General features: G+C 35.4%; 10 protein-coding genes. All 10 read left to right on the top strand.

Going from position 1 to position 10,502, the window contains the following annotated elements:
- The first annotated feature begins 215 nt into the window (after positions 1 to 215).
- Entirely contained in the window at positions 216 to 350 is a 135-nt protein-coding gene (gene rpmH, locus CLO1100_RS19905; RefSeq protein WP_004619013.1) for a 50S ribosomal protein L34, read from the top strand.
- A 76-nt stretch (positions 351 to 426) separates the two neighbouring features.
- Complete coding sequence (gene rnpA / locus CLO1100_RS19900; RefSeq protein WP_014315567.1) at positions 427 to 792, top strand: ribonuclease P protein component; 366 nt, start codon at positions 427 to 429, stop codon at positions 790 to 792.
- Positions 774 to 989 (top strand): membrane protein insertion efficiency factor YidD, encoded by a 216-nt coding sequence (gene yidD / locus CLO1100_RS20400; protein WP_014315566.1) that lies wholly within the window; start codon positions 774 to 776, stop codon positions 987 to 989. Before rnpA ends, yidD begins: the two co-directional genes overlap by 19 nt.
- A 27-nt stretch (positions 990 to 1,016) precedes the next feature.
- Positions 1,017 to 1,859, top strand: a complete 843-nt coding sequence (locus CLO1100_RS19895; RefSeq protein ID WP_014315565.1) for a YidC/Oxa1 family membrane protein insertase — start codon at positions 1,017 to 1,019, stop codon at positions 1,857 to 1,859.
- The gene (jag, locus tag CLO1100_RS19890) at positions 1,859 to 2,491 is read left to right on the top strand and encodes an RNA-binding cell elongation regulator Jag/EloR (RefSeq protein ID WP_014315564.1); all 633 of its coding nucleotides are present in this window, start codon (positions 1,859 to 1,861) and stop codon (positions 2,489 to 2,491) included. Before CLO1100_RS19895 ends, jag begins: the two co-directional genes overlap by 1 nt.
- Before the next feature lie 132 nt (positions 2,492 to 2,623).
- Positions 2,624 to 4,006: a tRNA uridine-5-carboxymethylaminomethyl(34) synthesis GTPase MnmE gene (mnmE, locus tag CLO1100_RS19885; RefSeq protein WP_014315563.1), complete on the top strand. Its 1,383-nt coding sequence runs from the start codon at positions 2,624 to 2,626 to the stop codon at positions 4,004 to 4,006.
- 47 nt (positions 4,007 to 4,053) lie between these two features.
- Complete coding sequence (gene mnmG / locus CLO1100_RS19880; protein ID WP_014315562.1) at positions 4,054 to 5,937, top strand: tRNA uridine-5-carboxymethylaminomethyl(34) synthesis enzyme MnmG; 1,884 nt, start codon at positions 4,054 to 4,056, stop codon at positions 5,935 to 5,937.
- Positions 5,938 to 5,952: 15 nt separating this feature from the next.
- On the top strand, positions 5,953 to 6,678 hold the full coding sequence (gene rsmG, locus CLO1100_RS19875) for a 16S rRNA (guanine(527)-N(7))-methyltransferase RsmG (RefSeq protein ID WP_014315561.1): 726 nt from the start codon (positions 5,953 to 5,955) through the stop codon (positions 6,676 to 6,678).
- A 160-nt stretch (positions 6,679 to 6,838) separates the two neighbouring features.
- A complete protein-coding gene (gene noc, locus CLO1100_RS19870) occupies positions 6,839 to 7,684 on the top strand; it encodes a nucleoid occlusion protein (protein WP_014315560.1) in 846 nt (281 codons plus the stop codon).
- Positions 7,685 to 7,939: 255 nt separating this feature from the next.
- Entirely contained in the window at positions 7,940 to 10,444 is a 2,505-nt protein-coding gene (gene gyrA / locus CLO1100_RS19865) for a DNA gyrase subunit A (protein ID WP_014315559.1), read from the top strand.
- Positions 10,445 to 10,502: the final 58 nt, after the last annotated feature.

The following is a 10,502-nucleotide window of genomic DNA, read 5'->3' as shown; positions in this document are numbered from 1 at the left end:
TTATATATAAGCAACAACATGTTGAAAAAATATATTTTGTTAGTACCATATATAGTTCTTAAAATTTACAAAAAAATAATTGAAAAATTATTCTAACAATAAGGCTTTTAATAAGCCTTGACAGGTTGAAATATCATAATATATAATAGGTCTGGTGTCTTTAAAAGAAAACACTCAACTGTTTATATAAACAAAGATGGATCGGGGGTGTACCAATGTTAAGAACATATCAACCTAAAAAAAGACATGCGAAGAAGGAACATGGATTCAGAAAAAGAATGAGTACTTCTAACGGCAGAAAAGTATTAAGAAGACGCAGATTAAAAGGAAGAAAGGTTCTTTCAGCGTAAGACCGCATATTTGTGGTCTTTTTCTTTAAAACTTGCTATTCTTCGTACGAACTAATATTTGTAAAGGCAGTATTTTATGAAAAAGACTGTAACACTAAAAAAGAATTACGAGTTTGCAAGAGTTTTTAATAAAGGATCGTTTTATGTTGGAAGGTATATAACTATTTATATCCTTCCAAATAAACAATCCTTTAATAGGATTGGAATATCAGTTTCCAAAAAGGCAGGCAAGGCAGTTATCAGAAATAGGAAAAAAAGATTAATCAGAGAGAGTTACCGGTATTTTGAAGACTATATTTCCAATGGGTATGACATTGTAATGGCAGCAAGGTCCGGCGAAAGTGTTCCTACATTTAGAGCTTTGTTAAAGGAATTCAAATACCTGCTTAAAAAGCTGCAGATATTTGATCAGGAGAAGTATAATTGTTTAAAAGAATATTGATAACATTAATCAGATTCTACCAGAAATTTTTATCGCCACTAAAAATGAGGCCCACATGCAGATTTTATCCAACGTGTTCACAGTATGCAATTGAGGCTGTAATTAAATATGGTTGTATAAAAGGATCATATCTGGCATTAAGACGAATATTAAAGTGTCATCCCTTTCATCCTGGAGGGTTTGACCCTGTTAAATAGATACTAATTGTAATATAGGAGATAAACATGTTCGACATAATAATAAGGCCACTTGGTCAATTCCTTTATTGGATTTATAACACTATTGCTTTTGAAAATTACGGTCTTGCACTTATAATTTTTACAATAATAGTTAGATCTGCTATGATTCCATTAACTTTAAAACAGTACAAGTCATCTGCTGAAATGCAAAAGGTTCAGCCTTTACTTCAGGAAATTCAAAGAAAATATGCAAGCGATAAAGCAAAGCTGAACGAGGAAATGATGAAGCTTTATCAGGAACATAAAATAAATCCCGCAGGCGGTTGTCTCCCACTGCTCATTCAAATGCCTATATTATTGGCATTATGGCAGGCTATTACAAAACCACTAAAGTATATGTTGGGTTTTACTGCAGCCCAGTTGAACAGTCTGGCAGAATCATCAAAGATACCCATTAATAGTGCGTACTCAGAAATTAATACAATAACACACTTTATGAGTATCGGTCAGGGTGAAAAGGTAGGAAACTTAAATATGTTTTTTCCGAGCCACGGTTTTGGTATAAATTTAGGAGATATTCCTACATGGCATTTTAACAAGATTATAAGCGAGCCTTACTTTGCAGTTCTTTTGCTATTACCGATAATAGCAACCCTTACGACATATCTGTCAGTACGTATGTCAATGCCTAAGGCAACTTCGGATAAGGCTGCAAACCCAATGGGAAATAGCATGATGTATGTATCTCCTATAATGACTTTACTATTTTCTTTCCAGTTCCCTGCAGGTCTTGCTCTATATTGGATTACTGGTAACGTGTTTGCTATTGTTCAGCAATACTATGTAAATAAGTATGTCCTTAAAAAAAAGGAGGAAGTGAGTAAATAATGGCTTACAGTATTGAAAAAAAAGGTAAAACAGTTCAGGAAGCTATATCTGCTGCACTCGAAGAATTACAGTTAACACAGGATGATGTTGATGTTGAAGTTATAGAAGAGGGCAACAAAGGTATTTTTGGTATTATAGGTTCTAAAGTTGCCAGAATACGAGTGACAGTTAAAGAAAAAGAAGAGAAAAACAGGTGTGACATAGCATCAGATTTTTTGTACACAATACTTAATAATATGGGTGTTGAGGCTGATATTAATGTTAGTGAAGATGAGGAAAGCATAGTTGTTGATATAAATGGAGATAATATTGGAATAATTATCGGTCGCAGAGGAGAAACAATGGATTCCCTGCAATATCTTACAAGTCTGGTTGTTAATAAGGAATATGAAGATTATAAAAGAGTAATACTAAACGTTGAAAATTACAGACAGAAAAGAGAAGAAACCCTTATTAAGCTTGCTAACAGACTTGCTGATAAAGTAGTTAAATACAAAAAACCTATTACTCTGGAGCCAATGAATCCTTATGAGAGAAGAATAATACATTCGTCTCTTCAAGGCCATAAGTATGTAGAAACATACAGTACAGGTGAAGAACCAAAGAGAAAGGTAGTTATTACTCTGAAATAACTGCATGGCTTACATTAAAAACACATACTAAGAAATAAATATGCATATCAGATGGTTCAGGGTCATACCTTGAACCATTTTGTGCGTTGGTAAGGCATTAAAAATCTGCACCAATTAAAAGAGGTAATATTTATGTACAATGAAGATACGATAGCAGCACTGTCTACTCCGTATGGAACAGGTGGAATCGGTGTTATTCGAATAAGCGGAAAAAAGGCATTTGATGTAGCAAGTAAGATATTTCAAAGTTCAAAAGCAATGGAGGAAATTCAGTCACATACGGTAACATACGGAAAAATTGTTGATGAGGAATCAAAAGACGTTATAGATGAGGTATTACTACTGAAAATGTGTAAGCCCAATACCTTTACAAGGGAAAATGTTATAGAAATACATTGCCATGGTGGGATTGTCGTAATAAACCGTGTATTGGAGCTTATTTTCAAAAATGGAGTAAGGCCTGCTGAACCAGGAGAATTCACTAAACGTGCTTTTTTGAATGGTAGAATAGATTTATCACAGGCAGAGGCTATAATAGATCTTATTAACTCTAAGACCGTTGAAAGTTCAAAGGCTGCAGTAAGCCATCTGGAAGGAAGATTGTCCTCTCGATTAAAAAGTATAAGAGAAATTTTAGTAGGATTGCTTGCTCATATTGAGGTAACTGTTGATTATCCAGAGCACGATATAGAAGAAATAACGGGAGAAAAAGTATTAGAGAATCTTATAAATATAAAAGATGAGCTTCATACTCTGGCAGGAACTTTTGAGAGAGGCAAGATATTGAGAGAAGGATTAAATATAGTAATTGCAGGAAAGCCAAATGTAGGTAAGTCCTCTTTGTTAAACCAACTGTCAGGAAGTTTAAAGGCAATTGTAACTGATATTCCGGGAACAACAAGAGATATTATAGAGGAGTACGTAAATATTAAGGGAATTCCGGCAAAAATTACTGATACAGCCGGTATTAGGAGTACTCAGGACGTAGTTGAAAAAATAGGAGTAAACAAGGCTTATGAGGCTGTTGAACACGCCGATCTTACAATAGCAGTACTTTCTGCGGCAACAGGGATACAAGAAGAAGATATTAAAATTTTAGATTTAATAAAAAATAAAAAAGCTTTAATTTTAATAAACAAGATAGATTTGGTAGATAACGATCAAGTTATTGAAATAAAAAGTCAGTTGGAAGAATATGATATTGTTTTAAATGCATCAGTTATAAATGCTCGAGGAATAGAGGAATTGGAAACAACGATTTCGGAATTATTTATCAAAGGAAGAATATCTGGTAATGATGAAGTTCTGTTAACAAATTCCAGACACAAGTACCTTGTGGACAGAGCTATTGAGGATATTCAACAGGCATTAAATTCTTTTAATACAGGAATGCCTCTGGATATGGTAACTATTGATATAAAAAGCTGTGCCGACAACATAGGACAGATTACAGGGGAGTCAATTGACGAAGCTGTAATGCATGATATATTCAGTCGTTTTTGTATTGGAAAATAAGATTACGTAAGAAAATTACAGATTATATATAGAAAGGAAGAATCCTTATGGATTATTTCGCTGGAAGTTATGATATAGCTGTTATTGGAGCAGGACATGCCGGATGTGAGGCAGCACTGGCAGCAGCAAGGCTTGGTTGCAGCACGATAGTATTTTCGATTAACCTTGACAGTATTGCAAACATGCCTTGTAATCCAAGTATTGGGGGAACAGCAAAGGGCCATCTGGTAAGGGAAATAGATGCTTTAGGCGGGCAGATGGGAAAGACAACGGATAAAACGTTTATTCAGTCAAAAATACTTAATTCGTCTAAAGGCCCGGCAGTATATTCCTTGCGAGCGCAAGTAGATAGAAGACAATACCAGATGGAAATGAAGCATATTCTTGAAACACAGGAAAACCTCGATATTAGGCAGGCAGAAGTTATAGAAGTACTTACTGATGAAACAGGTAGCAGTGTTACAGGAGTAAAAACCCATACTGGAGCTATATTTCAGTGTAAGGCAATAGTTCTTACAACAGGAACATACCTTCAAGGGAAAATTTTTATTGGTGACGTAAGTTACAGTGGAGGCCCTGATGGATTGTTTCCTGCAAACAGATTATCAGAAAGCTTGCAGAACCTGGGCATAGAGCTTCTGAGATTTAAGACGGGTACTCCTGCCAGATTAAATAAAAGAAGTCTGGACTTTTCGAAAATGTCAGAACAACCTGGAGATGATATAATTGTTCCATTTTCATTTGAAACAGAAAAAATAGAAAAGGATCAAGTTTCATGTTGGCTTACGTATACAAATATGGATACTCATGAGGTAATTAAAAAGAACATCCATCGGTCACCGCTATATAGTGGAAATATTACAGGCATTGGCCCCAGGTATTGCCCGTCAATAGAAGACAAGGTAGTAAGATTCTCTGATAAGGAACACCATCAGGTTTTTGTTGAACCTATGGGAATAGATACGGAAGAAATGTACCTGCAGGGAATGTCAAGCAGTCTTCCGGAGGATGTACAGATAGAATTTATGAGAACTATTCCTGGTCTTGAAAATGTAAAGGTAATGAGAAGTGCATATGCAATAGAATATGACGGAATAGATGCTACACAGTTAAAATTATCATTAGAGTATAAAAATATAGACGGATTGTTTTCAGCAGGGCAAATAAACGGAAGTTCAGGATATGAAGAAGCTGCTGCTCAGGGAATTGTTGCGGGAATAAATGCAGCAATGAAGGTGCAAAACAGAGATCCATTGATATTAGACAGATCCCAGGCATATATAGGCGTACTTATTGATGACCTTGTTACAAAGGGTACAAAGGAACCTTATAGAATGATGACATCCAGAGCAGAGTACAGGCTTCTGCTTAGGCAGGACAATGCCGACCTAAGGTTGACGACCATGGGTAGAGAAATAGGATTGATTAGTGAAGAACGCTATGAAAACTTTCTTAAGAAGAAGGAAATGATAGAAAAAGAGATAGAAAGACTCAAAAACACCTATTTGCCACCAAGCGAAGCTGTTCTAAAATATCTTGAAAGTAGAAACAGCACCGCAATAAAAAGTGGAATTCAGTTAACAGAACTACTTAGGAGGCCTGAAATAAGTTATGAAAGCCTTTCAGAGGTTTGTGAACTTCCTGACCTTCCCAGAGCTGTACGTGAACAGGTTGAAGTTGCCGTAAAGTATGAAGGTTATATCAAAAGGCAAATGCAGCAGGTGGAACAGTATAAAAAGCTTGAAGGCAGAAAAATACCACAGAATATTGATTATAACGAGATACAGGGATTAAGGCTGGAGGCAAGGCAAAAACTTTCACAAATAAGGCCCGACTCCATAGGCCAGGCATCCAGAATAACAGGGGTATCTCCTGCTGATATATCAGTATTACTCATATATCTTGAACAGGTTAACAGAAAGAAAAATTAGTAACCGGAGGAATTTATGGCACTAGATAATGAATTAGAGGAATTGCTTATCAAAGGTTTGACACACTATAAAACAGAAATATCGGATACTCAGGTAGAGCAATTTGAAAAATATATGGAACTTCTGAAAGAATGGAATAAGAAAATAAATTTAACTGCAATAGAGGATGACAGGGAAATAGTAATAAAGCATTTTATAGATTCAATTAGTATAGTTCCTTATATAAGTAATGAAAATATAAAGATTATTGATGTAGGTACCGGCGCAGGTTTTCCCGGAATTCCTCTTAAAATAGTGAACCCTAAAAATGATATTACATTGCTAGATTCTTTGGATAAGAGAATAAAGTTTCTTAATGAGGTAATAAATGCAGTGAATATTACCCAGATATCAGCAATTCATGGTAGAGCAGAGGACTTTGGAGCTAATCCTGTATATAGGGAAAAGTATGATATTGCTGTCGCAAGAGCAGTATCAAATCTTCCGGTTTTACTCGAATATTGTCTTCCATTTGTAAAAATAAACGGGATATTTATCGCAATGAAAGGAAGTAACACTGAAGAGTTTGATAATTGCAATAAGGCTCTCGACATTTTAGGAGGTAAAATTGAGAAAATAGAGAAAATGGAATTACCTTTCACAAATATAGAAAGAAATGTCGTCGTGGTAAGAAAGTTTAGACAGACCCCGACAAAATATCCGAGGAAAGCAGGTAAACCTTCGAAAGAACCGTTGATATAAGAAGTATTATCCATTATTAACTGCTTTTTTATCGAACGATTTTTCATTGGTAATAAAGGAAAAGAAGGTTTGCAATAGAAATATCCTTTGTAAGTAATTTACAACATATAGTAGATTACTAATTTAAATTATTAAATAATATACAAAGGATGGTGCCGTTATGTTGGAAAGTAAAATTCAGTTTACAAAGCAGGAAAAGAAGGAAGACCAGAAAAATATTACTTATGTTGGTATAGACCACATTAGACCAAATCCATACCAACCAAGGAAACAATTTAATAAAATGGCTCTTGAAGAACTGTGTGATTCAATTAAACAATATGGTGTTTTACAACCAATAAACGTTAGAAGACTTTCCCATGGCACATATGAGCTTGTAGCAGGTGAACGGAGACTTAGGGCTGCTACTATGGCGGGATTACAGGAGATTCCCGCAATAATAATAAATGTTGACGATAATGATTCAGCTGTGATGGCACTTATAGAAAATCTGCAAAGGGAAGACCTTAGCTACATGGAAGAGGCTGAAGGCTATAGCAATCTTATAAATGAGCATGGGTTTACTCAAGAAGAACTTGCCCAAAAGATTGGGAAAAGCCAATCTACAATAGCAAATAAAATAAGACTGTTAAAACTGTCTCCATTGATTAAAAAAATACTTTCTGACAATAATTTGACTGAAAGACATGCAAGAGCATTACTAAAGCTCCATGACGAACAGCTACAACTAAAAGTTCTGAGACTTGTCTGTGAGAGAGGCTTAAATGTAAAGAAAACTGAAGAGCTTGTAGAGAGGGCTATAGATAAATACTCAAAAAATATAAAGCAAAGACCATCTGAGAAGAAAATGACAAAAGCAATAAAGGATGTAAGAATATTTGTCAATACTATAAAACAGGCTATAGATATAATGAGACAATCAGGTGTTAATGCAAAGGCCGCTCAGATTGATAGAGGGGAATACATAGAATTTGTGGTTCGAGTTCCTAAGAACAATATGGCTTGATATACATAAAATAGGTATATAAAATATAAATTTAGGAAACTGGGCCGGGGGTGTCCAGTTTTTTATGTATAAAAACAAGCTTTCACTAAGTTTTTAAGGAATTTAAGTAGTATTCTATATGTAATAAAATGGCAATACTAAATATTGTATTTGAATATAACAGGTATACAAAAAAGTGGACAGTAAGTTAAAAGTTTATTACAATATACAGTGGATAAGATTGTTTTTATAATAGGAAAAGAGGTAAAAAGTTAGATGGCAGATGAAATAAGGGAGCAAAAAATTATTCCCATAGACATTGAATCTGAAATGAAAAAATCGTTTATAGATTATGCTATGAGTGTAATAATAGACAGAGCACTGCCTGATGTTCGAGATGGATTGAAACCGGTACACAGGCGTATACTTTACACCATGTTTACTTCAGGTTTTACTCCGGACAAGCCATACAGAAAATCTGTTGCGACCGTAGGTGAAGCTCTGAAGAGTTTTCATCCTCATGGTGATGCCGCTGTTTACGATAGTCTTGTACGTATGGCACAGGATTTTTCATTGAGACATCCATTAGTGGACGGACATGGAAACTTTGGTTCAAGAGATGGTGATGCTGCAGCTGCGATGAGGTATACGGAGGCAAAGCTGGCCAAGATATCAATGGAAATGCTTGCTGATATTAACAAAGATACAGTTGATTTTAAGCCAAACTTCGATGAACATGAAGTTGAACCGGTTGTTCTACCAGCTAGGTTTCCTAATCTATTGGTTAACGGTTCATCAGGTATTGCTGTTGGTATGGCCACCAATATACCCCCACACAATTTAGGTGAGACAATAGATGGTATATGTGCGGTAATAGATAATCCAGAGATAACAATTGATGAATTAATGAAATACATTAAAGGTCCGGATTTTCCAACTGCTGCTAAGATAATAGGTAAAAGAGGAATAAGAGACGCATACAAGACCGGTAGAGGAAAGCTTATTGTACGATCTGAAGCTACTATAGAAGAACTACACGGAAACAGGCATAGAATTGTTATTACCGAGATCCCATACATGGTAAATAAGGCAAGGCTAGTAGAAAAAATTGCAGATCTTGTTAAGGATAAAAAAATAGATGGAATATCATTTATTCAGGATGAATCCGGCAGAGAAGAGCCTGTAAGAATAGTTATTGATTTAAAACGTGACGCCAATCCAAATGTAGTGCTGAATCAACTATATAAAAATACACAGCTTCAGGAAAGCTTCAGTGTAAATATGGTTGCGATAGTACCAACTGAAGACAAAATGTATGAGCCGAGGACTTTGAATTTAAAACAGGTAATTGATTATTACATAGCTCATCAAGAGGATGTAATCAGACGAAGAACAAAGTTCGAACTGGATAAAGCCGAAGCTAGGGCACACATATTGGAAGGTTTGAAAATAGCACTGGACAATCTGGATGAAGTTATCAGAATTATACGTAATTCAAAAACAGAATCCGTTGCGAAAGAAAAGCTGTCAGAGAGATTTGGTTTTAGTGACAAACAATCCCAAGCTATTGTAGATATGAGATTGGGACGTTTGACTGGTTTAGAAAGAGAGAAGCTGGAAAGTGAGTATAACGAGCTCCTTGAAAAGATAAAATACTATAGAGATGTACTTGCGAATGAAATTCTTGTTCATCAAATAATAAAGGATGAACTTTCAGTTATTAAGAACAAATATGCTGATGAGAGAAGAACCAAGATTGAGATTGACGAAGATGAAATAGACATTGAAGACCTTATCCAAGAGCAAGAAAGTGTTATCACAATGACTCATTTCGGATATATTAAGAGATTGCCTGCTGACACATATAAAAGCCAAAGACGCGGTGGTAAGGGGATAATAGGCCTGAGTACAAGGGAAGAGGATTTTGTAAAAAACCTATTTGTTACTTCAACACATCACTTTATTATGTTCTTTACCAATAAGGGAAGAGTGTATAGGTTAAAGGCATACGAGATACCTGAGTCTGGGCGACAAGCAAAGGGTACTGCAATAGTAAACCTGCTCCAACTAAATGGAGATGAGAAGGTTACCACTGTAATTCCTATACAGGAGTATAAGGAAGGATTATACCTTGTAATGGCAACTAAAAACGGCCTTGTAAAGAAAACTGATCTGATGGAATATGATAATATCAGAAAAGGTGGTCTGGCTGCCGTTAGTTTAAGGGAAAATGATGAACTTATAGATGTTAAGCTTACTGATGGTAATCAGGATATAATACTTTCAACTGTGAATGGTATGGCAATCAGATTTAATGAAACTGATGCAAGACCTATAGGTAGAGTATCACAAGGAGTTAAGGGTATAGAACTTGATAATGAAGACTTTGTAATCGGCATGGAAGTATGCACTGATAACACTACGTTATTGGTTGTAACTGAAAATGGCTTTGGTAAGAGAACTGAACTTGATGAATACAAAGTCCAAACAAGAGGTGGTAAGGGAGTCTTAACCTATAGAATTACCGAAAAAACCGGAAAATCAATAGGTATGTTATTGGTATCGGAAGAAGATGACATAATGTTGATAAGTTCAGACGGAAGTATAATCAGAATGAAGGTTAGCGAGATAAGTATTCTGGGTAGGGCAACACAAGGTGTTACACTTATGAGAATGAGTGAAGGTAATAATGTAGTAAGTGTAGCAAGGATGGTTAATGAGGAAAGTGAAGAAAGTGAAGAAAACGAAGAAATAGAAGATGCTGAACTTACCGAAGAATAAAAATTAACTTAATAAGCATACAAAAGGGCTTGCTCAAGTATTAATATTACTGAGTAAG

The sequence above is a fragment of the Clostridium sp. BNL1100 genome (assembly GCF_000244875.1).
GTDB lineage: Bacteria > Bacillota > Clostridia > Acetivibrionales > DSM-1351 > Ruminiclostridium.
The sequence above is the reverse complement of the archived record's forward strand: the minus strand, read 5'-3'. Positions and strand labels throughout refer to the sequence as shown.